Below are 25,285 nucleotides of genomic sequence, written 5' to 3' on the forward strand. Positions count from 1 at the left end.
ACTTCTTCTCCGAATGCTAAAAATAATGCGAAGCATTCTCATTAATGAATTAACCAAAGTCAATGATCTTGGCGGTACACTGTCGCGTTTTATGGGGTGTTGCGGAGAATCGACCCCCGATAGGGCCGCCGTCGGCGTCTCTATCGGGGGTCGTTGCGGGTCGGTCAGGCGGTAAAGCTCATGTCCTCGGCGTCCAGCTGCATCAGGTTCTTGCTGGGGCTGAGCATGCTGGTGGCATGGGCCTGGGCCCTTGGCAGCAGGCGCTCATAGTAGAACTCTGCCGTGGCCAGCTTGGCCTTGTAGAACGCCTCGGCATCGTCACCGCCGTTGTCCAGCTTGTCGGCCGCGACGGCGGCCTGACGCGCCCAGATGTAGGCCATGAACACATAGCCGCTGTACATCAGGAAGTCGTTGGCAGCAGCGCTGACCATGTCCCGGTCCTTACGGGCGGCCAGCATCAGCCGCACGGTCAGCAGGTTCCATTGTGCGGTGAGCTTGAGCAGTTCCACCGCGAACGGACGCAGCCGCTTGTCGGTCAGGTGCTTGCGGGCGAAGTTGGCGAGAATCAGGGTGAATTCGCGTACCGCGCCGCCCTGGGTCATCAGCAGAACCTTGCGGCCCAGCAGGTCCAGTGCCTGAATACCGGTTGTGCCCTCGTACAGGGTGCCAATGCGGGTATCGCGGGCAATCTGTTCCATACCGTGCTCGCGGATGTAGCCGTGGCCACCGAACACCTGAATGCCCAGGTTGGCCGCCTCGTTCCCCAGCTCGGTCAGGAAGCCCTTGAGAATCGGCGTCAGGAAGCCCAGCTTGTCGTCAAACTTCTCGGCTTTCTTTTCATCACCCTCGGTGTGGGCCTCTACCATGTGATCCGCCACCCGTGCTGCATAATACAGCATGCCCCGGCCGCCCTCGGCGATGGCTTTCTGGGTCAGCAGCATGCGGCGAACGTCGGCGTGGTGAATCAGTGCATCCGCCGAGTGCTCCGGGTCTTTCTTGCCCGACAGCGCGCGCATGGAACGGCGCTCCTTGGCGTAGTCCAGCGCCCACTGGTAAGACAGTTCCGCCGGACCCACGCCCTGAATGGCGGTGCCGATGCGGGCCGTGTTCATGAAGGTGAACATGCAGTTCAGGCCTTCGTTCTCCGGCCCGATCAGGAAACCGGTGGCACCGTCGAAGTTCATCACACAGGTGGCGGAAGCCTTGATCCCCATCTTCTTTTCCAGGCTGCCGCAGGTCACGCCGTTACGTTCACCCACACCGCCGTCGGCGCCGGGCAGGAACTTGGGCACAATGAACAGGCTGATGCCGCGGGTACCCTTGGGGGCATCCGGCAGCCGCGCCAGCACAATGTGGACAATGTTCTCGGTCAGGTCGTGGTCACCGGAGGAAATGAAGATCTTGGTGCCGGTCAGCTTGTAGCTGCCGTCCGCCTGGGGCTCGGCTTTGGTTTTCATCTGGCCCAGGTCGGTGCCACACTGGGGCTCGGTCAGGCACATGGTGCCGCCCCAGCGGCCTTCCGTCAGCGGTACCAGGTAGGTCTGCTTCTGGTCTTCGCTGCCGTGCAGGAAGATGGTGTTCATGGCGCCGAGAGACAGGCCCGGATACATCGAGAACGGCCAGTTGGCGGTGCCCATCATTTCCTGTTTCAGCAGGCCCATGGAGGCCGGCAGTCCCTGGCCACCGTAGGCTTCGGGTGCAGACAGTCCCTGCCAGCCGCCCATGGCGTACTGTTCGTATGCTTCCTTGTAGCCTTTCGGGGTTGTGACCACGCCGTCTTCCAGCTTGCAGCCTTCCTCATCGCCGGGCTGGTAGAGTGGGCTGAGGACTTCCTCGCACAACTTGCCGCATTCGCTGAGAATGGCTTCCACCACGTCCGGGGTGGCGTTTTCGCCGCTGTTCAGGGACGCATAGTGGCTCGGGTAGTCAAACACTTCATTGAGCAGGAACTTCATGTCGCGCAGGGGCGCCTTGTAAACCGGCATAACTGTACCTCTGTCCTGATGAAAAATCGGCTGGGAGGGGAGCATCCCCTCCGATGCCTAGTGTTTTACGGCATTCAAACGACCGTTCCATTGACGAAAACCGCCCGGAGGGGTGTCAGAAAAGACAATTGGCTGAAATGACGATAGCCGGTTAGTGCCTGCTTACGGGCTGATCGAAACAGGCCATTGGCCCGTATTAACTAGCCTGCTGGACAAGAAACGAACAGATATCCACCTGCCTTGGAGAGTGTAAAAGTCATGCAAATACCCGGATTCTGGAAGAAACCCGCTGGCCCGAAATCACAGGTCTGGTTATGGTTGTCGGTACTGTTTCTGGCCGGCTGTGCCGGGCCGTCTCTGGACGACTACCGCGATCGCGGGCCGGAACTGGTGCCGGACCGCTTTTTCGAGGGCGAACTTTCCGCCCGTGGCGTGGTCAAGGACTTCTCCGGCGAGGTGATCCGCACGTTTGATGCTGACATTGATGCCAGTTGGGATGAGAACGGCGTAGGCACCCTGGACGAAGTATTCCGCTTCGACGACGGCGAGGTGCAGACCCGGGTATGGACGCTAACGCCCAGTGACGAGGGCTACCACGCCGACGCCGGCGATGTGGTGGAACCCGGCACCATGCGCTGGCAGGGCAACGCTATCAATCTGAACTATGTTCTCCGTGTGGCATACGGCGATGGCACCATTGACGTCCGCATGGACGACTGGATGTATCTGATCACACCAGACACCCTCATCAACCAGACCACCATGAGCAAATGGGGCATTGATGTCGGGGAATTGGTGCTGGTCATTTCCAAAAAACCCTGAACACTGAATCGAGAGACGTATGCTGAAACAAAGTTTGATCGCGCTGGTGCTGGTGGCCTTTGCTGTTGGTGGCGTGCTGACGTACCAGTATGTGGATGGCGGATCAGACGACGGAGACCAGCGGGTGCGACCGGCAAGCGTGGTGAATACCGCGAATCCGACCCGGGACACGGTGCGCGACCAGGTCAATGCAGTAGGCAGTCTCAAGGCACTGAATGCGGTGGAACTGACCACCGAGGTCAGCGGCCGCGTGGTGGAGCTGAATCTCCGCAGTGGCCAGCGAGTGGATCAGGGCGATCTGCTGTTGCGCCTGGATGACCGGCAGGCGCAGGCGGACGTACGCATGTCCGAGGCGGAAGTGGCCGATGCCCGTCGCCAGTATGACCGGGCTCGCAGCCTGCGTACCAACAACAGCATTTCCCAGTCCCAGGTGGACGAATTGCGCACCACCCTGGAAGTGGCGCAGGCCCAGCTCGAGGCCGCCAGCACCCGCCTCGACAATCACCGCATCACCGCGCCATTCGGCGGTGTGGTGGGGCTCAGTGATACCAGTATGGGGGCATATCTGAGTGTCGGCACCGCCGTCGCCACACTGGATTCCACCGATCGCATGGAGCTCGGTTTTTCGGTGCCGGAGCGGTTTCTCGGCCAGATCACCCTGGGCCAGCAGGTTCGTGGCAGTTCTCCGGCCTACCCGGAAGAGGGCTTCAACGGTGAGCTGGTGGAGCTGGGCACCCGCATTAATGAACTCAGCCGCACCCTGCCGGTGCGGGCGCTGATCGACAATCCGGACGGCAAGCTGCGCCCGGGCCAGTTCATGGCGGCGAACCTGACCCTGCGAGAGCGTGAGGCGCTGGTGATTCCCGAGCAGGCGGTTTTGCTCCGCGGTGCCGACAAGTATGTGTTCATTGCCGAAGACGGCAAGGCGCGCCGGGTTTCGGTGACCCTGGGCTCGCGCAAACCCGGTCTGGTGGAAGTGGCGGAGGGCCTGACTCTCGAGGATCCGGTGATCATCACCGGCCAGGATCGGCTCAGCAGCGGCGACCGCATTGAGGTGGTGGAAGACGACAAGGCGATTCCTGAAAACCGCTTTGCCAGCTCGCTGGAGTCGTAACGGATGATTCTTTCCGATATTTCCATCAAACGGCCGGTCTTCGCCACGGTTCTGAGCCTGTTGATTCTGGTGTTCGGCCTGGCTGCCCTGTTCGGCCTGCCGGTGCGCGAGTACCCGGATATTGATCCGCCGGTGGTGTCCATTTCCACCGATTACATCGGCGCCGCTGCGGAAGTGGTGGATACCCAGATCACGCAGGTGATCGAGGGGGCCATCAGCGGCATCGAAGGCATCCGCTCGATCGAATCCTCCACCGAACAGGGGGAATCCCGCACCAGCATCGAATTCAACACCTCCCGCAATGTGGACATTGCCGCCAACGATGTCCGCGATGCGGTGTCGCGGGTCAGTAACGAGTTGCCGGAAGAAGCCGATCCGCCGGTGGTCAGCAAGGCGGATTCCGATGCCCGCCCGATGATGTGGGTGACCCTGCGCAGTGATGTGTGGGACAGCGCCGAGCTCAGCGATTTTGCCGACCGGGTGCTGGCCGACCGCCTGTCGGTGCTCGATGGCGTGGCCGATGTGCGCATCGGTGGTGAACGCCGCTACGCCATCCGGGTGTGGCTCGACCGGGAGCGGCTGGCCGCTCGCAACATCACCGTGGCCGAAGTGGAACGCGCCTTGCGCGCCAACAACATCGAACTGCCGGCGGGATCGGTGGAATCCTCGACCCGCGATTTCACCGTGCGCGCCGAGGGCCGCTTGTCCACCGTGGAGGAATTCCGCGAGCTGGTGATCCGCCGCGATGGCAATGACCTGTTGCGTCTGGGCGAAGTCGCCAACGTGCAGATGGGGGTGGAATCTGACACCAGCCGGTTGCGGGCCAACGGCCAGACCGCCATCGGCATGGGCATCATCCGCCAGTCCAAGGCGAACACCGTGGCGGTGTCCGATCTGGTGACCGCGGAGCTGGAGAAGATCCGCGATACCCTGCCCCCGGAAGTCAGCATTGCCGAAAGCTATGACGAATCCATTTTTATTCGCGCCTCAATCAAGGAGGTCATGATCACCCTCGGCATCGCCGTGTCGCTGGTGATTCTGGTGATCTTCGTGTTCCTGCGTTCGTGGCGGGCCACCCTGATCCCGGCGGTCACCATTCCGGTGGCGGTGATCGGTGCGTTTATCGGTCTCGGTGCACTGGGCTTCTCGATCAACGTGCTGACCCTGCTGGCGGTGATTCTTGCCATCGGCCTGGTGGTGGACGACGCCATCGTGATGCTGGAGAACATCCAGCGCCGCATCGACGATGGCGAACCACCGTTGCTGGCATCCTATCGTGGCGCCAAACAGGTCGCCTTCGCGGTCATTGCCACCACGCTCACCCTGGTGGCGGTGTTTGTGCCCATCTCATTCATGGGCGGCAACATCGGCCGGCTGTTCGCTGAGTTCGGCTTTACCCTGGCGGCGGCCGTGGTGGTGTCCAGCCTGGTGGCACTGACACTGGCGCCGATGCTGTGCTCCAAGTGGCTGAAACACAGTCCCGAAACCGCCGAGGGTCACCGCGCCTGGAGCTTTATCGAGAACGGCTTGAACGCGCTGACCCGGGGTTATGAGCGCATGCTGCGTTTCTCGTTACGCCAGCCGGGCCTGCTGATCGGCCTCGGCCTGGTGGGCATGGTTCTGATTGCCGTGGTGTTTCCGAAACTGCCCCAGGAACTGGCCCCCACGGAAGACCGGGGTGTGATCATCATGCCGGTCAGTGCGCCCCGTGGCTCCACGGTTGAATACACCGATCACCACGTGCGCAAAGCCGAGGAGCAACTGATCCCTTATCTGCAAGACGGCACGGCCAACCGTTTACTGTCCATCGTCGGGTTCCGCAACGAGGCGGATAACGCGTTCATGATCATGGGTCTGGGCCCCTGGGACGAACGCGACATCAAACAGCAGCAGGTGACCAGTGAGTTGCGGGGCAAGCTATCACAGATCCCCGGCATTCGCGCCGTGGCGGTCAACCCGCCGGGCCTTGGCCAGCGTGGTTTCAACCAGCCGGTGGAGATCGTGGTGGGGGGCCCGGATTATGAATCGGTGCAGGCCTGGAGCGAGGAGCTGCTGGAACGGGCCAAGGACAACCCCAACCTGCTGAATCTGGAAACCGACTTCGAACTGACCCGGCCGGAACTGCGGGTCAATATCGATCGCGAACGCGCCGCCGACCTGGACATCACCATCGAGGATGTGGGCCTGACCCTGCAGACCATGCTGGCGTCGCGGCAGGTGACCACCTATGTGGACCGCGGCCGCGAATACGATGTCATCGTGCAGGCGGCCGATGCCGACCGGGCAACCCCGGAAGACCTGGGCCAGGTGTTCCTGCGACCGCGGGCGGGGGGCGATCTGATCCCGTTGCAGGCACTGGTGTCGGTGAGCGAGGTTGGTGCCAACCCGGACTTGCGGCGCATTGACCGGTTGCCGGCGGTGGTGATCAGCGGCTCACTGGCCGACGGCTATGACCTGGGTTCGGCGCTGACGTATCTGAACAATCTGGCGGTGGATAACCTGCCGCCGGAGGCGCGGATCAGCTACAAGGGTCTGAGCCGGGAGTTTGAGGAATCCTCTGCCGCGATCTATCTGACGTTCGGGCTGGCATTCGTGATCGTGTTCCTGGTGCTGGCGGCGCAGTTCGAAAGCTGGATTCACCCGCTGATCATCATGTTGTCGGTGCCGCTGGCGATCACCGGGGCCCTGTTTGCGCTGTTCTGGTCCGGTATCAGCCTTAACATCTACAGCCAGATCGGGATCGTGATGTTGCTGGGGCTGATGGCGAAGAACGGCATTCTGATTGTGGAGTTTGCCAACCAGCTGCGGGACAAGGGCTACGAGGTGAAGGACGCGATCCTTGAAGGCGCCATCCTGCGCTTCCGCCCGGTGTTGATGACCACCATCTCCACCGTATTCGGGGCCATTCCTCTGGTGATTGCCACCGGCGCCGGGGCAGAGAGCCGCGCGTCCATCGGGGTGGTCATTCTCGGGGGGCTGATCTTTGCCACCACCCTCACCCTGTTCATCATCCCGGTGCTTTACAATCTGCTGGCGCGCTTCGCCAAATCCACCAACGCGGTGGAGCTGGAACTGGAAAGGCAGGCCCGGGGATCGGCCGGCGGCCAGGGTCTGGCGGCGGCGCCACAGAAACGGGCCGACGATTTCTGAGCGCCGGCGCTACAGCGTGGCGGGAAAGGTCAATTGTCCGTCGAACAGTTCATCGGGGTGCAGATCCACACACACCACCTGCTGGCCGAGTTCGGTGCAGATGCTGGTTGACAGCGTGACCGTGCGCTTGGCATCCGGCAAGGCCACGTAGGGACGGGAGACACTGATGTGCTGAGGCCGCGCCTGGGCGTTGCGGAAATATTCCCGGTGTGACCAGCAGGCGCCAGCCGAGTGATACAGCGGATTGAAACTGCCGCGGCGGATGTCCGGCGTGGCCCGGGCAAGGTTACCCTGCTGCACACCTGCCTGATTGAGCACGAAACAGCGTTTGACCCCGTCCATCTGCAGCAGGCTGGTGCAGGCCTGGTCAAAGGACAGCCCGCGGGCCAGTTGATAGCAGGCGTCCATCATTTCCAGCCGCAGCAACCGCAGAAAGCCTTCATGGTGTTGCACATCCCGCAGTCCGCAGGCACTGGAACATTCGATTGTGCGGTATAAGGCCTGTTCGGCGCGGGTCACCGTTCTGGTGTCAATGGTGCCCGGTCGCGCGAACAGAAATCCCTGCAGCAGGTCTGCCTCGGTATCCAGGGCAATGCGGGCCTGGGTTTCGGTTTCCACACCTTCCAGTAGCACCAGGCTGCCGCTCTCACGGATCATCCGCACCAGGCTCTCCAGCAGTAAGCGGGCGCGGGTGTGGCACTCCGCATTCACCAGCAGGCTGCGATCAAGCTTCACAATCAGCGGATTCATACGCCACAGGCGTTCGAAGTTGGAGTCGCCCATGCCAAAATCGTCAATGGCAATCTGAAAGCCGAAGGTTTTCGCCAGTTCCACAAAGGCCAGCAGCGCCTGGGGATCATCCGCGGCGGTTTCCACCAGCTCCAGCACCAGACGTTCCGGGTGAAGACCGGATTGCCGGCAGTGGTGGGCGAGCCGCTCCAGTGAGGCTTCCGGGTGAATGCAGGTGTCCGGGTTGATGTTGACGAACAGCCACGCCGGTTGGGACCCCGCCTGGAAGTTGTCCAGATGCAGGTGCAGCAGGAAACGGTCGAGCTCGGCGCTCTGGCCAAGCTCGGTGGCTTTTGTGAAGATGTCCGCGGGTGACAGTGCCTGGCCGTTGCGGGAGGCGCGCATCAGCGCTTCGTAACCCACCAGTTTCTGGTGGGTGGGGCTGAGGATGGGCTGATACACTGAGTCGAACCGGTGTTCAGTGATGATCGCCGGAACGTCCGGTGCCCGGTTCTGAACCAGGCCAGACCGGGCAAGAGCAACAACACGACTCATGGTCAGGAACCTTCGTTAACGTAAAGCCATCCTGGCCGTTGGTGATGACGGCGAATCGGGTCTATAAATACCCGGACCGCCGTGCTGGTTTTCATTTTCCACCGCGAGATTCGTGCCAACCGTCGATATTTCGTCACGATCATGGGGTTAAAGGCGGCAGTAATTGGCCAAGGTGCCCCGGGTCACCAAAGATCGCACTTCAGTGGGGCACGTTGCTGCCCGGGTGCACTAGAACAGGACTGCTTATGACCCAACACAGCCAGTTCCGATTGCTGGGCCAGCGGCGTTTTCTGCCGTTTTACCTGACCCAGTTTTCCGGCGCCTTCAATGACAACCTCTACAAGAACGCCCTGTTGCTGCTGGTCACCTACAGTGCCGGAGGGTTGATGGGCCTGTCCGTGGACGTGGTGGTTAATTTCGCCGCATTTCTGTTCATCCTGCCGTTCTTCCTGTTTTCCGGCATGGCGGGCCAGCTGGCGGACAGCCTGGAGAAATCCCGCATTATCCGTGCGGTGAAACTGCTGGAGATCGGCATTATGGCCACGGCGGCGGTCGGGCTGTGGTTTGGCTGGTACGAGTTGCTGCTGGTGCTGCTGTTCCTGATGGGCACGCAATCCACCTTCTTCGGGCCGGTCAAATACGCCATCCTGCCGCAGGTGCTGGAGGACGACGAACTGGTCGGGGGCAACGCCCTGGTGGGCATGGGCACCTTTGTGGCCATACTTCTGGGCACCATCGCCGCGGGAGTGCTGATGGGATTCGAAGCAGCCGCCCGGCTGACGGCCATCGGTGTTCTGGCCATGGCGATTCTCGGCTATCTGGCCGCGCGGCAGGTGCCGGCCACCGATAACCGCGGTGCCGCGCCGAGGGAGCGTTTGCGCCCGGTGAAAGAAACCTGGCGTCTGATGACCCTGGCCGCGGAGCAGCGCCCGGTTTTGTTGGCGATCCTGGCGGTTTCCTGGTTCTGGTTCCTCGGCGCGGCCTATCTCACCCAGTTTCCCAACTTTGCCAAGACCAATCTGCTCGGGGATGAAACCGTGGTGACCCTGTTGCTGGCCATTTTCACCATCGGCATCTCCATCGGTTCCATGCTCTGTGAAAAGCTCACCGGCCATCACATCACCCTGAAGCTCGTGCCCTGGGGCGCTGCCGGGTTGTCGTTGTTCGGCGTGGATCTGTACTTTGCGGTGCCCGCGGAACCGGTGGCCAGCACCTGGTGGACGCTGGTGTCCGATCCGGTTTACCTGCGGGTGCTGCTCGACCTGCTCGGCATCGGCGTGTGCGGTGGTCTGTTTATTGTGCCGCTCTACGCCTTCATCCAGCACGAAACGCCCCGCTTCAAACGCGCCCGGATCATCGCCGCCCTGAACGTCATGAACGCGCTGTTCATGGTGGTCAGTGCGCTCACCGGCATTGTGATATTGGGCGTTCTGGGCATCGGAATTCCCGGATTCCTGCTGTTGTTGTCACTCATCAACCTGGTGGTGGTGGTACTGGTGTGGCGGCTATCGCGCCGGGTGATCATTCGCTCTTGTGGATAAAGGTTTGAATAAACTTCGAACAAGCGTTGGATGAATAAAATTTACTACATATAAAACAGTGAGATAACATTGATTTCAGGCTGCATAATAAGTGTTCGTGGATGTGGATAACTTTCTTGAAAAGTTTTCTGAGAACCTGAATCCAAGCCTCTGAAAACGTAAAGGTTTCGGATTACACTTATGTCCTGAGCCGCATGGGGGCTGGCCTGATCGGCATGGCGCGGGTGCCCCGGGTTTTCCCCGCGGGCGATTCTGGTTAAAATTTGCACATTCCGACTGCAATTTGCCGGGCGAGGCGTTATACTCGCCGCCCTGTTTTTTATCCTTATTTTCAAGCCCGAATTCCCGAGGTGAGCTGTGGATTTTCCGACCCGTTTCGATGTCATTGTCATTGGTGGTGGCCATGCCGGTACCGAGGCCGCGCTGGCGGCTGCGCGCATGGGTTCGCAAACCCTGCTGCTGACCCACAACATCGAAACCCTGGGTCAGATGTCCTGCAATCCCGCCATCGGCGGCATTGGCAAGAGTCACCTGGTCAAGGAAATTGATGCCCTGGGCGGCGCCATGGCCGAAGCCACCGATCGTGCCGGTATCCAGTTCCGGGTGCTGAACAGCCGCAAAGGCCCGGCGGTGCGTGCCACCCGTGCCCAGGCCGACCGGGTGCTGTACAAGGCCGCCATTCGTCATACCCTGGAAAACCAGCCCAACCTGACCCTGTTTCAGCAGGCGGCGGACGACCTGATTGTGGAAAACGAGCAGGTCACCGGCGTGGTGACCCAGACCGGCATCTGCTTCAATGCCAGAACCGTGGTGCTGACCACCGGCACCTTTCTCGGTGGTGTTATCCACATCGGTATGGAGCATCATTCCGGCGGTCGCGCCGGCGATGCCCCGGCCAACGCCCTGGCCAGACGATTACGGGAACTGCCGTTCAATGTGGGTCGGCTGAAAACCGGCACACCGCCGCGCATCGATGCCCGTTCGGTGGATTTCTCGGTGATGCAGGAACAGTGGGGTGACGACCCCACTCCGGTGATGTCGTTTGTTGGCAGCCGGGACCTGCATCCCCAGCAGGTGTGCTGTTACGTTACCCGCACCACCGAGCAGACCCACGACATCATCCGCAGTGGCTTCGACCGTTCGCCGATGTTCGCCGGCAATATCGAGGGGATCGGCCCGCGTTACTGCCCGTCGATCGAGGACAAGGTCAACCGGTTCGCCGACAAGGACTCCCACCAGATCTTTGTCGAGCCGGAAGGCCTGACCACTCATGAGCTCTACCCCAACGGCATCTCCACCAGCCTGCCGTTTGATATCCAGCTGGCAGCGGTGCGGTCGATTCCCGGGTTCGAGAATGCCCACATCACCCGGCCGGGCTATGCCATCGAGTACGACTTCCTCAACCCCCAGGATCTGCGCCATACCCTGGAAACCAAGTTTATCCAGGGACTGTACTTTGCCGGCCAGATCAACGGCACCACCGGTTATGAAGAAGCCGGCGCCCAGGGGTTGCTGGCCGGCATCAATGCCGCCCTCAAGTCCCAGGAAAAAGACGAATGGTACCCGCGCCGCGACGAGGCCTATCTGGGTGTACTGGTGGATGACCTCATCACCATGGGCACTTCCGAGCCCTATCGCATGTTTACCAGCCGTGCCGAGTATCGGCTGATCCTGCGGGAAGACAATGCCGACCTGCGCCTGACCGACACCGGCCGCAAACTCGGCCTGGTGAATGACGACCGCTGGCAAAAGTTCAACGTCAAGCGCGAAGCCATCGCCGGTGAGCGCAGTCGTCTGGAATCCACCCGGATTCACCCCGACACCGACGCCGGCGAACGGGCCAACGGCTTTCTCAAGCAGCCGCTGACCCGCGACCAGTCGCTGGCGGAACTGTTGCGTCGGCCGGAAATCGGCTACCGCCATATCGCCGACATCGGTGCGGCGCAGGCGGAGGACCCGGTGGTAGCCGATCAGGTGGAAATCGAGATCAAGTACGAGGGCTACATCTCGCGCCAGACCGACGAGATCGAACGCCTGCGCCGCAACGAGCACACGGCCCTGCCGGTGGATCTGGATTACGACGCCATCGGCGGCCTGTCCAACGAGATCAAGCAGAAGCTCAAGACCGTGCGTCCGGAAACCGTGGCCCAGGCCTCCCGCATTCAGGGTGTGACCCCGGCGGCGGTGTCTCAGCTGCTGGTGCATCTGAAAAAGCGCGACCTGCTGCGCAAACAGACGGCCTGATCCGCGACCATGAGCAACGCACTCTGGCAACGCCAGCTCGAAACCGGTCTGGCGGCTATAGGCCTTGAGCTCGAGGCTTCCGCACAACAGCAGTTGCTGGACTTTCTGGCCCTGCTCAACAAGTGGAACGGCGCCTATAACCTGACCGCGGTGCGTGACCCCGGGCAGATGGTGTCGCGGCAATTGCTGGACAGCCTCAGCGTGCTGCCGTTTGTCACCACCGACCATCTGCTGGATGTGGGCGCCGGCGGCGGCCTGCCCGGCATTCCGCTGGCCATTGTGCTGCCGCAGAAACGGTTTACCCTGCTGGACAGCAACAGCAAGAAAACCCGGTTCCTTACCCAGTGTGTGCTGGAACTGGGCCTGCAGAATGTCGAGGTCATCCATGGCCGCGCCGAAAGCTGCGACCCGCAACGCTTGTTCAGCCAGATCAGCAGCCGGGCGTTTACCGCGCTCGACAACCTGGTGAGCTGGTGCGGCCATTTGCTGGCAAATGACGGTGAGTTCCTTGCCATGAAAGGCCAGTTTCCGGATGATGAAGTGGCTGCTCTGCCAGCCGGATGGCAGCTGACATCCCGTCATTCGTTGCAGGTGCCGGGCTCCGAGGGTGAGCGGCATCTGCTGACCCTGAGCCGTAACGCCCAACCCCAGTGATCAAAGGAGGCAAGACATGGCGCGCGTGATTGCAGTGACCAATCAGAAAGGCGGTGTGGGAAAAACCACCACCTGCGTCAACCTTGCTGCCTCACTGGCTGCGACCAAGCGGCGGGTGCTGCTGGTGGATATGGACCCCCAGGGCAACGCCACCATGGGCAGCGGTGTTGACAAGAATGCCCTGGAACTGTCCGGTTACGACATGCTGACCAAGCGCGCGCCGGCGTCAAAAGTGATCATCGCCGCCGAGGCCTCGGGATTCGACATCATGCCCTCCAACGGTGACCTCACCGCCGCGGAAGTGGAGCTGATGAACGAGATCGGCCGCGAGCACCGGCTGCGTCTGGCGCTCAACACCGTGCGCGACAACTACGACTACATTCTCATCGATTGCCCGCCGTCCCTGAGCCTGCTGACGGTGAACGCGCTGTCGGCCGCCGATACGGTGCTGATCCCGATGCAGTGCGAGTATTACGCGCTGGAAGGCCTGGCGGCATTGATGAACACCGTGGAGCAGATCCAGGAAACGGTGAACCCCAATCTGCAGGTGGAAGGCATCCTGCGCACCATGTATGACCCTCGCAACAGCCTGACCCTCGACGTGTCCGGTCAGCTCAGCGAATACTTCGGCGACAAGGTCTACAAGGCGGTGATTCCGCGCAACGTGCGGCTGGCGGAAGCGCCCAGCTACGGCATGCCGGCGCTGAAGTACGACCGGGTGTCCAAGGGCGCGGTGGCGTACCTGGCGCTGGCCGGGGAAATGGTGCGGCGCCACGGCTCGCAAAAGACATCCACGGCCGTTGCCGTGTAAACTAGCTCACCTTTGCACACTGATTTTCACCGGGAAGAATGACAAACACCATGGCGGCGAAGAAACGAGGACTGGGTGAACGCGGGCTGGGCGCGCTGTTGCAGGGTTCCAGGGTCAATCTCGATCAGGAACTGAAAGACCACGACGGCGAACTCCGTGAAGTACCGGTGGATCTGATCCAGCGCGGGCGCTTCCAGCCCCGCCGCGATATGGACCCGGCGGCGTTGCAGGAACTGGCCGACTCCATTCGTCAGCAGGGTGTGATGCAGCCGGTGGTAGTACGCCCCATCGCCGAGGGCCGTTACGAGCTGATCGCCGGTGAACGGCGCTGGCGTGCGACCCAGATGGCCGAGCTGGACAGCATTCCCGCCATCATCCGCGATGTGCCGGATGAAGCCGCCATCGCCATGGCGCTGATTGAAAATATCCAGCGCGAGAACCTCAATCCCATCGAAGAAGCCTTTGCCCTGCAGCGCCTGCAGGATGAGTTTGGTCTGACTCAGGCCCAGGTGGCGGAAGCGGTGGGCAAGAGCCGCACCACCATTACCAATCTGCTGCGCCTGATCAGCCTGACCGAAGACGTGCGGTTGATGCTGGAACACGGTGATCTGGAAATGGGTCATGGCCGCGCCATGCTGACCCTGCCGCCGGAACAGCAGATGCAGGTGGCGAAACAGGTGGTGGCGAAATCCCTGTCTGTGCGCCAGACCGAAGCTCTGGTTCGTCGCATCCAGCAGGAAACCCCGGACCGCAAAAAACGCAGCGGTGAGGTGGATCCGAACATCCGGGCACTGCAGGACGATCTGGCCGAGCGCCTGGGAGCGCGGGTCTCCATTGATCACGGTCAGCGGGGCAAGGGCAAACTGGTGATCGAGTACAGTTCCCTTGACGAACTGGACGGGATATTGGGCCATATCCGCTAGGGTTTGTGACAATTCATTCCAAAGTACCGTATGTCACTGAAACCACCACATGTCGTGACGGGGTTGGTCAGGAAGCACAATTTGTGTGAAAGTGCCGCGATCTGGCGTGAATTCTGGTTATTTTTCCACCAAAAATTCGTGCGGGTTGTGTTGAACACCTACCGGTTAACACATATAATTTTGCGCGCTTGGAATGACAGCAGGTGGTATGAGTAAAAACCGATCACGAATCACCCACCTGCCCCTGGCCCGGTGGCTCACCATCGAGTTTTCGCTGATCGTCATTCTGAGTCTTTTGTGGACCATTGAAAGTCGTTTGGCCGGTTATTCCGCCTTTGTCGGCGGTCTTATATTTGTCATACCAAACGCGTATTTTGCTCACCGGATGTATCGGTTTGAAGGTGCCCGAAACGCGCACCGGATGGTGGGCAACATGTTCAGGGCGGAAAGCATCAAGATCGCCCTTACCGCAGTGTTCTTTGCGGCCGTTTTCATCTTAATGGAGCCAGTACACGTACCGGCTCTGTTATTCACTTTTGCTGTGATGGTTATGATGAGTGCAGTGTTGCGCTTCCTCATCCGGCCGCAACCACAGCGATGACTGGACGAGAGCAGTATGGCAGCTGATACCCCAGTAGAGTATATAAAGCACCACCTACAGAACCTCACCTACGGAAAACTCCCGGAAGGCTACGAGCGCGCTGACGGTTCCCTTGTTGACGAGGCCACCTGGACGTTCGCACGTACCGCCCAGGAAGCCTCCGATATGGGCTTTATGGCTTTCCACGTTGATACCCTGGGCTGGTCCCTGTTCATGGGTATGCTTTTCCTCGGTATTTTCCGCTTCGCCGCGGCGCGGGCGACCACCGGCGTGCCGGGCGGTCTGCAGAACGTGGTAGAAATGACCGTTGAGTTTATTCAGGGTGTGGTCAGAGACGGTTTCCACGGACGCAATCCACTGATTGCCCCGCTGGCACTGACCATCTTTGTGTGGATTCTGCTGATGAACTGTCTGAAGCTGATCCCGGTCGACTACATTCCCTCCATTGCCCACGCGCTGGGTCTGGAGTACTTCAAGATTGTACCCACCACCGACCCCAACGGTACCTTCGGTATCTCCATCGGTGTTTTCCTGCTGATCATTTTCTACAGCCTCAAGGTCAAGGGAATTGGCGGTTTCACCAAAGAGCTGTCCATGCAGCCCTTTAACCACTGGTCGCTGATTCCGTTCAACCTGTTCCTGGAAATTCTCGTACTTATCGTCAAGCCGATCAGCCTCGCGCTGCGTTTGTTTGGCAACATGTACGCCGGTGAGGTTGTCTTCATTCTGATTGCACTGCTGCCGCTGTGGATCCAGTGGACGCTGAACGTGCCCTGGGCCATCTTCCACATCCTGGTGGTGGTACTGCAGGCCTTTATCTTTACAACGCTGACTGTGGTATACCTCAGCGCGGCGCACGAAGATCACTGATTAAACGCTTTAATACACAAACCCTTAACTATCTGAGAAAACTGAGGAGTCTTCAATGGAAATGGTATTTATTGCAGCAGCGATCATCATCGGTCTGGGCGCTCTGGCTACTGGCATCGGCTTCGGCCTGCTGGGCGGCAAGCTGCTCGAGTCCACTGCTCGTCAGCCGGAAATGGCTAACCAGCTGCAAACCAAAACATTCATCATGGCAGGTCTGCTCGACGCGGTTCCCATGATCGGCGTTGGTATCGCGATGTACCTGATCTTCGTTGTTGCTGGTTAATCAGCCGAAAGATGCGGGCGCCACTTCACTGAACTGAGGTCGCGCCCGGTTCTCCGGACACCAGGACGCAACGAATAGCAAGAGGTACATTGCCGTGAATATAAACCTTACGTTGATAGGGCAATCGATTGCCTTCGCTATTTTCGTCTGGTTCTGCGTCAAGTATGTATGGCCGCCGATCACGGCTGCCATGGAAGCGCGCCAGAAGAAAATTGCCGACGGCCTTTCTGCCGCAGATCGCGCGTCACGCGATCTCGAGCTTGCGCAGGAAAAAGCCTCCAAGGAACTGCACAAGGCGAAAGAAGACGCTGCAGCCCTGATTGACCAGGCCAACAAGCGTGCCGCCCAGATTGTCGAGGCGTCCAAAGACGATGCCCGCAAGGAAGGCGAGCGGCTTATTGAGCAGGCCAGGGCGGAAATTCAACAGGAGCGTATTCAGGCTCGCGACGCACTGAGAGCAGAAGTGGCAGCACTTGCCGTTGCCGGTGCCGAGAAGATTCTGGAAACCTCTGTAGACGCCAAAGCTCACAGCGAGATGCTGGAAAAGCTGGCCGCAGAACTCTAAAAGAGGGTCATCATGGCAGAACTGACGACGTTAGCCCGACCCTACGCGAAAGCCGTTTTTGGCGCCGCGCAAGACCAGAAAGCCGTTGATCATTGGGATCAGGCGCTGGCTTTCGCTGCTCAGGTAGCGGCTGACCAAGAGGTAAAGAACATCCTGGCCAATCCTGGCCTGTCTGAGCAACGCAAGGCGGAACTCTTCGCAGACTGTTTTGAAGAGCCGCTGCCTGAAGCACTCAGAAACTTCCTGTTGATTCTTGCTGAAAGAAAGCGTCTGGCCCTGTTGCCGGAAGTTTCAGCCCTGTTCGCCCAGTATCGTGCGGATCTTGATCGCACGGTGAATCTGAAGGTGAACACGGCGTATGAAATGACCGCCGAGCAACAGCAACAGTTGATCGACGCACTGTCCAAAAAGCTGGAGCGCAAGGTTTCCCTGGAAGCCGCTGTCGATCAGTCTCTGATCGGCGGGGTAGTTGTTCACACGGGTGACCTGGTTATCGACGCTTCAGTCCGAGGCAAGCTGGCCAGAATGGCCAAGGCTCTGGGCTCCTGATTTCAGCACAAGGTTTGAGGACAAAGGCATGCAGCAACTGAATCCATCCGAGATCAGTGACATCATCAAGAAGAGAATCGAGAAGCTCGACATCTCTTCCGAAGCAAAGAACGAAGGTACGATTCTCTCCGTTTCTGACGGTATCGTACTGATCCACGGCCTGGCCGACGTCATGTACGGCGAGATGATCGAATTTGCCAACGGCACATTCGGTATGGCGCTGAACCTGGAGCGTGATTCCGTCGGTGCGGTGGTACTGGGCGACTACGAAGACCTGGCAGAAGGCCAGAAGGTTCGTTGTACCGGTCGTATCCTGGAAGTTCCGGTCGGTCCGGAACTGATGGGCCGTGTGGTTGACGGTCTGGGTAACCCGATCGACGGCAAAGGCGATCTGGGCACCTCCCTGACCGCCCCGGTCGAGAAAGTGGCCCCGGGTGTTATCGCACGTCAATCCGTTGACGAGCCGGTTCAGACCGGTCTGAAAGCGATCGACACCATGGTTCCCATCGGTCGTGGCCAGCGTGAGCTGATCATCGGTGACCGTCAGATCGGTAAGACCGCGGTCGCCATCGACGCGATCATCAACCAGAAAAACACCGGCATCAAGTGTATCTACGTTGCCGTAGGCCAGAAGCAGTCTTCCATCGCCGCCGTAGTGCGCAAGCTGGAAGAGCACGGCGCCATGGACCACACCATTGTGGTTGCCGCCGGTGCTGCCGACCCGGCCGCGATGCAGTTCCTCGCCCCGTACTCCGGTACCTCCATGGGCGAATACTTCCGTGACCGTGGTGAAGACGCTCTGATCATTTACGATGACCTGTCCAAGCAGGCCGTTGCGTACCGCCAGATTTCACTGCTGCTGCGCCGTCCGCCGGGCCGGGAAGCCTATCCGGGTGACGTATTCTACCTGCACTCCCGCTTGCTGGAGCGCGCGTCCCGTGTCAACGCGGACTACGTAGAGCAGCTCACCAATGGTGAAGTGAAGGGCAAGACCGGTTCGCTGACGGCACTGCCGATCATCGAGACTCAGGCTGGTGACGTGTCTGCGTTCGTACCGACCAACGTGATCTCCATCACCGACGGTCAGATCTTCCTGGAAACCAACCTGTTCAACTCCGGTATCCGTCCGGCGATGAACGCCGGTGTTTCGGTATCCCGGGTCGGTGGTTCAGCCCAGACCAAGATCATGAAAAAGCTCGGCGGTAACATCCGTCTGGCTCTCGCCCAGTACCGTGAACTGGCGGCGTTCGCCCAGTTTGCCTCGGATCTGGACGAAGCCACGCGGAAGCAGCTGGAGCACGGTCAGCGCGTCACCGAGCTGATGAAGCAGAACCAGTACAGCCCGATGTCCGTTGCTGAGATGGGCACCGTACTGTTCGCAGCTAACGAAGGCTTCCTGGACGATGTCGAGGTCAGCAGTGTGGTCAAGTTCGAAGCGCAGCTGATTGACTGGATGCGTGCCGAACAGAAAGACCTGCTCGACAAGATCGGTGCAGACGGCAATTTCAACGACGAAATTACCGCCGGCCTGAAAGCTGCTCTGGAGAAATTCAAGACCACTCAAAGCTGGTAAACCCGAGGCCCGCTGCGGCGGGCCCGTTGGTTCACATGAGTGTCTAACTTGAAAAGGCAGTGACTTATGGCCGTCGGAAAAGAAATACGTAACCAGATCGGAAGCATCAAGAGCACGCAGAAGATCACCTCCGCCATGGAAATGGTGGCGGCGAGTAAAATGCGTAAAGCTCAGGAACGCATGCAGGCAACCCGCCCGTATGCGGACAAGATGCGCCAGGTAATCGGGCACATTGCCAAGGCAAACCAGGATTACCGGCACCCGTTCATGCTGGAGCGTGACGTCAAGCGTGTGGGTTACATCGTGGTGTCCTCGGATCGGGGACTTTGCGGTGGCCTGAACGGCAACGTGTTCAAGCTCCTCGTGCGCGAAATGCGTGAATGGAAAAGTAAGGGTGTTGAGACCGACCTCTGTGCCATCGGGCAGAAAGGCGCCTCCTTCTTCCGCAACTACGGCGGAAACGTGGTCGCCGCGCTGACCCACCTGGGTGATAACCCCAGTGCAGAGCAGCTGATCGGTAACGTCAAGGTGATGCTGGATGCCTTCGAGTCAGGCAAGATCGACCGCCTGTACCTGGTCGGTAACCGGTTCGTGAACACCATGACGCAACAGCCGCAATCAGAACAGCTTTTGCCGTTGCCGGAAGGCGAAGACGAAGAAGTCGGTCACCAGTGGGATTACATCTACGAGCCAGATTCACGCCCCATCCTTGATGGGCTGCTGCCACGTTATATCGAGTCCCAGGTGTATCAGGGCGTGGTGGAGAACCTGGCTTGCGAGCAGGCTGCCCGGATGATTGCCATGAAGAGCGCGACAGATAACGCCGGCGACATTATCAGCGAGCTCCAGCTGGCTTATAACAAGGCGCGTCAGGCAGCCATTACGCAAGAAATTTCGGAGATTGTGAGCGGCGCGGCCTCGGTCTGACGCTGCCCACAGTCCTACTGGTTTTATTGACTATCAAGATAACGAGGAACCGAGCATGAGTAGCGGACACATCGTTCAGATCATAGGCGCGGTTATCGACGTGGAATTTCCACGTGACTCCGTTCCGGGCGTTTACGACGCACTGCTGCTTGAAGGTGGTGAGACAACTCTGGAAGTCCAGCAGCAGCTGGGTGACGGCATTGTACGTACCATCGCCATGGGCAGCACCGAAGGCCTCAAGCGTGGCCTGAAAGCAGAGAATACCGGCAAGCCGATTTCCGTACCGGTTGGTACCAAGACGCTGGGCCGTATCATGGACGTTCTGGGTCGTCCCATCGACGAACAGGGCGAGATCGGCGAAGAAGAGCGTTGGGGTATCCACCGCAAGGCGCCGGGTTACGCTGACCAGGCCGCGTCTGCCGACCTGCTGGAAACCGGCATCAAGGTTATCGACCTGATCTGCCCGTTCGCCAAAGGTGGTAAGGTTGGTCTGTTCGGTGGTGCCGGTGTTGGTAAGACCGTCAACATGATGGAACTGATCAACAACATCGCCAAAGAACACTCCGGTCTGTCGGTCTTCGCCGGTGTAGGTGAGCGTACCCGTGAGGGTAACGACTTCTACTACGAGATGAAGGACTCCAACGTACTGGACAAGGTAGCGATGGTTTACGGGCAGATGAACGAGCCCCCAGGAAACCGTCTGCGTGTCGCCCTGACCGGTCTGACCATGGCCGAGAAGTTCCGTGACGAAGGTCGTGACGTACTGTTGTTCGTAGACAACATTTACCGTTACACCCTGGCCGGCACCGAGGTATCAGCACTGCTGGGCCGTATGCCTTCCGCGGTAGGTTACCAGCCGACACTGGCCCAGGAAATGGGTGAGCTGCAGGAGCGTATTACCTCCACCAAGAACGGCTCGATCACCTCCATCCAGGCGGTATACGTACCCGCGGATGACTTGACTGACCCGTCTCCGGCCACCACCTTCTCGCACCTCGACGCCACCGTGGTATTGAGCCGTGACATCGCTTCCAAGGGTATCTACCCGGCGATCGATCCGCTGGACTCTACCTCCCGTCAGCTGGATCCGCTGGTGATCGGCGAGCAGCACTATAACGTGGCCCGTGGTGTTCAGAACGTTCTGCAGCGTTATAAGGAACTGAAGGACATCATCGCCATTCTGGGTATGGACGAGCTGTCAGAAGAAGACAAGCTGACAGTATCCCGCGCCCGTAAGATCGAGCGTTTCCTGTCCCAGCCGTTCCACGTTGCTGAGGTATTTACCGGCTCCCCCGGTAAGTACGTGTCTCTGAAAGAGACCATCGCCAGCTTCGAAGGTATTCTCAACGGCGATTACGACGACATGCCCGAGCAGGCGTTCTACATGTGCGGCGGCATCGAGGAAGCGATTGAGAAAGCTAAGGCAATGAAGGCGAAGGAAGGTAAGTAACCTTTCTTCACTTTCTGACCCAAGAGGCGTAAGAAATGGCTATGACCGTACATTGTGACGTCGTAAGTGCCGAGGAAAAAATCTTCTCCGGACTGGTAGAGATGCTGACCGCTACCGGTACCGAAGGGGAGATGGGTATCCAGTATGGCCACGCTCCGCTACTGACCGCGCTCAAGCCCGGTTCCGTGCGGATCGTCAAGCAGGGTGGTGCTGAAGAAGTGCTGTACGTCTCCGGGGGTTACCTGGAAGTGCAGCCCAACATCATCACTCTGATGGCCGATACCGCTGTTCGCGCGAAGGATGTGGACGAAGCAGCGGCACTGGAAGCCCAGCGTGAAGCCGAAAAGGCACTGGCAAACAAAACGGGCGAATTCGAGTATTCCCGTGCCGCAGCCGAGCTGGCAGAAGCTGCCGCTCAGCTGCGCACCATCCAGAAACTGCGCAAAAACATTCGTTAACAGCGATTGCCAGTTTCGGGTTCGCCTGATCTGAAGCCGCATCCTGACGCGGATTGCAGGTTTCTTTCCGAATCGCTCGATTCGAGGGAAACCGGCAGTCTGCCAGGGACGCGGTTTTTTCGTTTATGCCTATCCAACCCGACCATAGAACCGGGGGTCTGTTGTTATGAGCCCGTTACACGTCGTTATCCTGGCCGCCGGCCAGGGTTCGAGAATGAAATCCGCGCTGCCGAAGGTCCTTCATGGCGTGGCCGGGCGGCCGATGCTGCATCACGTCATCGCCACGGCCCGTCAGCTCGGCGCCGAACAGATTCACGCGGTGATCGGACACGGCGCAGACCAGGTCAAGGCGGCCACTGCCGGCCAACCGGTCAACTGGGTGCTGCAGGAGCAGCAGCTGGGCACCGGGCACGCGGTGGCCCAGGCGCTGCCGGACCTGCCGGACGACGCGCGGGTGCTGGTGCTTTATGGCGACGTGCCGCTGACCGGTGTGGATACTTTGGAAGGGCTGGTCTCCAGCATCGACAACGACACCCTGGGCCTGCTCACCGTCACGCTGGACAACCCGCAGGGCTACGGCCGGATTCTGCGGGATGAACAGAACCAGGTGACCGCGATCGTTGAGCAGAAAGACGCCAGCGAGACCCAGCTGCAGATCCGCGAGGTCAACACCGGCATCCTCGCGGTCTCCGCCCGCCGTCTGAAAGACTGGCTGCCGCAGTTATCGAACCGCAACGCCCAGGGCGAGTACTACCTTACCGATATTATTGCCATGGCCGTGGACCACGGTATGGCGGTGGCGGTGTCGCAGCCCGGGAATGCGTACGAGGTACAGGGGGTCAATAACCGCCTCCAGCTGGCGGAACTGGAGCGCTGGTATCAGCGCCGTGAAGCGGACCGGCTGATGACCGAAGGCGCTACCCTGGCTGACCCCGCCCGGGTGGATGTCCGTGGCAACCTGACCATTGGCAACGACATCCTGATTGACGTCAACGTGGTGTTTGAAGGTGACGTGGAGCTGGGCGACGGTGTGTCCATCGGCCCTGGCTGTGTGATCCGTGATGCCCGTATAGCGGCCGGCGCAGACATCAAGGCCTACTCCGTGATCGAAGGTGCCGAGGTGGGCCGCTTCGCCCAGGTCGGGCCTTATGCCCGGCTGCGTCCCGGCACCCGCCTGGCCGACGACACCAAGGTGGGCAATTTCGTGGAAACCAAGAAAGCCGTGGTTGGTGAGGGCAGCAAGATCAACCACCTGAGCTACGTGGGCGATGCCACACTGGGGCGTAATGTGAATGTGGGTGCAGGCACCATCACCTGCAACTATGATGGTGTGAACAAACACCAGACGGTGATTGGCGACGGCGTCTTCGTCGGCTCGAACACGTCGCTGGTGGCGCCGGTAAACGTTGCCGAAGGCGCGACCGTCGGTGCCGGGTCCACCATCACCCGGGACGTGGCTGACGGTGAGCTGGCCGTGGCCCGCGGGCGTCAGCGCAATATCGCAGACTGGAGCAGGCCGGTTAAAAAGTCCTGAACTATCCGGTAACACAGCAAATTTTCTGACAGGTGATGAACACATGTGTGGCATTGTAGGTGCGGTATCGGAACGTGAGGTGCAGGGTATTCTTCTGGAGGGCCTGCACCGCCTGGAATACCGGGGTTATGACTCCGCCGGTATGGCGATCATCGACGGCGATAACGCCGTGCATCGGGCCCGGGAAGTGGGCAAGGTGGCGGCCCTGGCTGATGCCATCAGCACCAAGGCACTGCAGGGTACCCTGGGCATTGCCCATACTCGCTGGGCCACCCACGGCGAGCCGTCAAAGCTCAATGCCCACCCCCACATGTCCGGCGATCGCCTGGCCATCGTGCACAATGGCATCATCGAGAATTACCAGGAGTTGCGGGACGAACTGAAAGCCGACGGCTTCGAGTTCACCTCCCAGACCGACACCGAGGTGGTCGCCCACCTGATCGAGAAACACTACCGCAGCGCAAGCAGCCTGATTGACGCGGTGCGTGCCGCTATCACTCGCCTGCGCGGTGCTTACGCCCTGGCGGTGATCCACGCCGACGAGCCCGACCACCTGATTGTATGCCGTGAAGGCAGCCCGCTGGTCATCGGCGTCGGCATTGGCGAGAATTTCATTGCCTCCGACCAGCTGGCGTTGCTGCCGGTCACCGACCGTTTCATGTTCCTTGAAGAAGGCGACATCGCCGACATCCGTCGTGACCGGGTGGCGATTCACGATCGGGACGGCCAGGCGGTGGAACGTGCGGTGACCCGTTTCGAACACGGTGCCGACTCCGCTGACAAGGGTGAATACCGCCATTTCATGCTCAAGGAAATCTACGAGCAGCCGCGGGTGATCAAAGCCACTATGGAAGGCCGGCTGACCAAAACCCGGGTACTGGAACAGGCGTTGGGCACCTCCGCGGAAAAGCTGCTGGAGAACGTGCGCCACGTGCAGATCATCGCCTGTGGCACCAGTTACCACGCCGGTATGGTGGCCCGTTACTGGATCGAAGAGCTGGCCGGCGTGCCCTGCTCCGTGGAGGTGGCGTCGGAATTCCGCTACCGCAAGCATGTGATCCAGCCCGACACCCTGTTCCTGTGCATCTCCCAGTCCGGTGAAACCGCCGATACCCTGGCCGCCCTGCGCCAGGCGAAGAAGGCCGGTTTCCGCGCCGCGTTGGCGATCTGTAACGTACCGGGCAGCTCGCTGGTGCGGGAATCCGATCTGGTGATCATGACCCAGGCCGGCCCGGAAATCGGCGTCGCGTCCACCAAGGCCTTCACCACACAATTGACCGCGCTGCTGATCTTCACCCTGGCGCTGGCCCGCCACAACGGCCTGAGCGCGGACACCGAAACCGAGATTGTTGCGGCCCTGCATCAGTTGCCGGGTCAGGTGGATCAGGTGCTGGCGCTGGATGGCGAAATTGCCGAGATGTCCAAAGCCTTTATGGACAAGCACCACAGTCTGTTCCTCGGCCGTGGCTCCCAGTTTCCGGTGGCCCTGGAAGGCGCACTGAAGCTGAAAGAGATTTCCTACATTCACGCCGAAGCCTACCCGGCCGGTGAGCTCAAGCACGGCCCGCTGGCGCTGGTGGACAGTGAAATGCCAGTGGTCACGGTGGCGCCCAACAACGATCTGGTGGAAAAGTTGAAATCCAACCTGGAAGAAGTCCGCGCCCGCGGCGGCCAGCTGTTCGTGTTTGCTGACAAGGCAGCCGATGTGAAGCCCCAGGACGGCATCCACGTGATGCAGATCCCCTCGGTGCACCCGATTACCGCACCCATCGTTTACACCATTCCGCTGCAGCTGTTGTCCTACCACGTGGCGGTGCTCAAGGGCACCGACGTGGACCAGCCGCGGAACCTGGCGAAAAGCGTCACCGTAGAGTAGGAAAGAAAAGAGGGTCCCGCTGACACGTTACCTCAGCGGGACCCGGTTTGTGCTGCTGGTTACCCGCCCGA

Annotated in this window: 21 protein-coding genes; 19 read left to right on the top strand and 2 right to left on the bottom strand. The window is 60.1% G+C overall.

Features of this window, described 5'->3' with window-relative positions; translation table 11 throughout:
• Positions 1-164 precede the first annotated feature (164 nt).
• Positions 165-1,985: an acyl-CoA dehydrogenase C-terminal domain-containing protein gene (locus R0125_RS12210; RefSeq protein WP_248181834.1), complete on the bottom strand. Its 1,821-nt coding sequence runs from the start codon at positions 1,983-1,985 to the stop codon at positions 165-167.
• A gap of 258 nt (positions 1,986-2,243) precedes the next feature.
• Between R0125_RS12210 and R0125_RS12215 the strand changes: the two genes are divergently transcribed.
• The 3 genes from R0125_RS12215 to R0125_RS12225 are packed head-to-tail and all read left to right on the top strand — an operon-like array spanning position 2,244 to position 7,071.
• Positions 2,244-2,807 (top strand): DUF3833 domain-containing protein, encoded by a 564-nt coding sequence (locus tag R0125_RS12215; protein ID WP_317238357.1) that lies wholly within the window; start codon positions 2,244-2,246, stop codon positions 2,805-2,807.
• 19 nt (positions 2,808-2,826) lie between these two features.
• The gene (locus R0125_RS12220) at positions 2,827-3,921 is read left to right on the top strand and encodes an efflux RND transporter periplasmic adaptor subunit (RefSeq protein ID WP_317238358.1); all 1,095 of its coding nucleotides are present in this window, start codon (positions 2,827-2,829) and stop codon (positions 3,919-3,921) included.
• 3 nt (positions 3,922-3,924) lie between these two features.
• On the top strand, positions 3,925-7,071 hold the full coding sequence (locus R0125_RS12225; RefSeq protein ID WP_317238359.1) for an efflux RND transporter permease subunit: 3,147 nt from the start codon (positions 3,925-3,927) through the stop codon (positions 7,069-7,071).
• A 9-nt stretch (positions 7,072-7,080) separates the two neighbouring features.
• Here R0125_RS12225 and R0125_RS12230 read toward each other — a convergent pair whose 3' ends face one another.
• On the bottom strand, positions 7,081-8,355 hold the full coding sequence (locus R0125_RS12230; protein ID WP_317238360.1) for an EAL domain-containing protein: 1,275 nt from the start codon (positions 8,353-8,355) through the stop codon (positions 7,081-7,083).
• A gap of 245 nt (positions 8,356-8,600) precedes the next feature.
• Here R0125_RS12230 and R0125_RS12235 point away from each other — a divergent pair, with 245 nt between their 5' ends.
• The 16 genes from R0125_RS12235 to glmS all read left to right on the top strand — a co-directional run bounded on the left by R0125_RS12235 (position 8,601) and on the right by glmS (position 25,214).
• Positions 8,601-9,896, top strand: a complete 1,296-nt coding sequence (locus R0125_RS12235; RefSeq protein ID WP_317238361.1) for an MFS transporter — start codon at positions 8,601-8,603, stop codon at positions 9,894-9,896.
• 357 nt (positions 9,897-10,253) lie between these two features.
• Entirely contained in the window at positions 10,254-12,140 is a 1,887-nt protein-coding gene (gene mnmG / locus R0125_RS12240) for a tRNA uridine-5-carboxymethylaminomethyl(34) synthesis enzyme MnmG (RefSeq protein WP_317238362.1), read from the top strand.
• Between the two features lie 9 nt (positions 12,141-12,149).
• Positions 12,150-12,794, top strand: coding sequence for a 16S rRNA (guanine(527)-N(7))-methyltransferase RsmG (gene rsmG, locus R0125_RS12245; RefSeq protein WP_317238363.1), 645 nt, complete (start codon positions 12,150-12,152; stop codon positions 12,792-12,794).
• A 16-nt stretch (positions 12,795-12,810) separates the two neighbouring features.
• Positions 12,811-13,605, top strand: a complete 795-nt coding sequence (locus tag R0125_RS12250) for a ParA family protein (RefSeq protein WP_248181842.1) — start codon at positions 12,811-12,813, stop codon at positions 13,603-13,605.
• Positions 13,606-13,655: 50 nt separating this feature from the next.
• Positions 13,656-14,528: a ParB/RepB/Spo0J family partition protein gene (locus tag R0125_RS12255; RefSeq protein WP_248181843.1), complete on the top strand. Its 873-nt coding sequence runs from the start codon at positions 13,656-13,658 to the stop codon at positions 14,526-14,528.
• Positions 14,529-14,736: 208 nt separating this feature from the next.
• Positions 14,737-15,129: an ATP synthase subunit I gene (locus tag R0125_RS12260; RefSeq protein WP_248181844.1), complete on the top strand. Its 393-nt coding sequence runs from the start codon at positions 14,737-14,739 to the stop codon at positions 15,127-15,129.
• A gap of 15 nt (positions 15,130-15,144) precedes the next feature.
• Positions 15,145-15,999: a F0F1 ATP synthase subunit A gene (gene atpB, locus R0125_RS12265; protein ID WP_248181845.1), complete on the top strand. Its 855-nt coding sequence runs from the start codon at positions 15,145-15,147 to the stop codon at positions 15,997-15,999.
• 55 nt (positions 16,000-16,054) lie between these two features.
• Positions 16,055-16,282, top strand: coding sequence for a F0F1 ATP synthase subunit C (gene atpE / locus R0125_RS12270; RefSeq protein WP_203299202.1), 228 nt, complete (start codon positions 16,055-16,057; stop codon positions 16,280-16,282).
• A 94-nt stretch (positions 16,283-16,376) separates the two neighbouring features.
• The gene (locus R0125_RS12275) at positions 16,377-16,847 is read left to right on the top strand and encodes a F0F1 ATP synthase subunit B (protein ID WP_248181846.1); all 471 of its coding nucleotides are present in this window, start codon (positions 16,377-16,379) and stop codon (positions 16,845-16,847) included.
• Positions 16,848-16,859: 12 nt separating this feature from the next.
• A complete protein-coding gene (locus R0125_RS12280; RefSeq protein ID WP_248181847.1) occupies positions 16,860-17,396 on the top strand; it encodes a F0F1 ATP synthase subunit delta in 537 nt (178 codons plus the stop codon).
• A 28-nt stretch (positions 17,397-17,424) separates the two neighbouring features.
• Positions 17,425-18,969, top strand: a complete 1,545-nt coding sequence (atpA, locus tag R0125_RS12285) for a F0F1 ATP synthase subunit alpha (RefSeq protein ID WP_248181848.1) — start codon at positions 17,425-17,427, stop codon at positions 18,967-18,969.
• Between the two features lie 66 nt (positions 18,970-19,035).
• Positions 19,036-19,896, top strand: coding sequence for a F0F1 ATP synthase subunit gamma (gene atpG, locus R0125_RS12290; protein WP_248181849.1), 861 nt, complete (start codon positions 19,036-19,038; stop codon positions 19,894-19,896).
• A gap of 55 nt (positions 19,897-19,951) precedes the next feature.
• Positions 19,952-21,346: a F0F1 ATP synthase subunit beta gene (gene atpD / locus R0125_RS12295; protein WP_248181850.1), complete on the top strand. Its 1,395-nt coding sequence runs from the start codon at positions 19,952-19,954 to the stop codon at positions 21,344-21,346.
• A gap of 35 nt (positions 21,347-21,381) precedes the next feature.
• Positions 21,382-21,804, top strand: coding sequence for a F0F1 ATP synthase subunit epsilon (locus R0125_RS12300; RefSeq protein ID WP_248181851.1), 423 nt, complete (start codon positions 21,382-21,384; stop codon positions 21,802-21,804).
• A 166-nt stretch (positions 21,805-21,970) separates the two neighbouring features.
• Positions 21,971-23,338 (top strand): bifunctional UDP-N-acetylglucosamine diphosphorylase/glucosamine-1-phosphate N-acetyltransferase GlmU, encoded by a 1,368-nt coding sequence (glmU, locus tag R0125_RS12305; protein WP_317238364.1) that lies wholly within the window; start codon positions 21,971-21,973, stop codon positions 23,336-23,338.
• Between the two features lie 43 nt (positions 23,339-23,381).
• Entirely contained in the window at positions 23,382-25,214 is a 1,833-nt protein-coding gene (gene glmS, locus R0125_RS12310) for a glutamine--fructose-6-phosphate transaminase (isomerizing) (protein ID WP_317238365.1), read from the top strand.
• Positions 25,215-25,285: the final 71 nt, after the last annotated feature.

Source organism: Marinobacter sp. M-5 (assembly GCF_032911545.1).
GTDB lineage: Bacteria > Pseudomonadota > Gammaproteobacteria > Pseudomonadales > Oleiphilaceae > Marinobacter > Marinobacter goseongensis.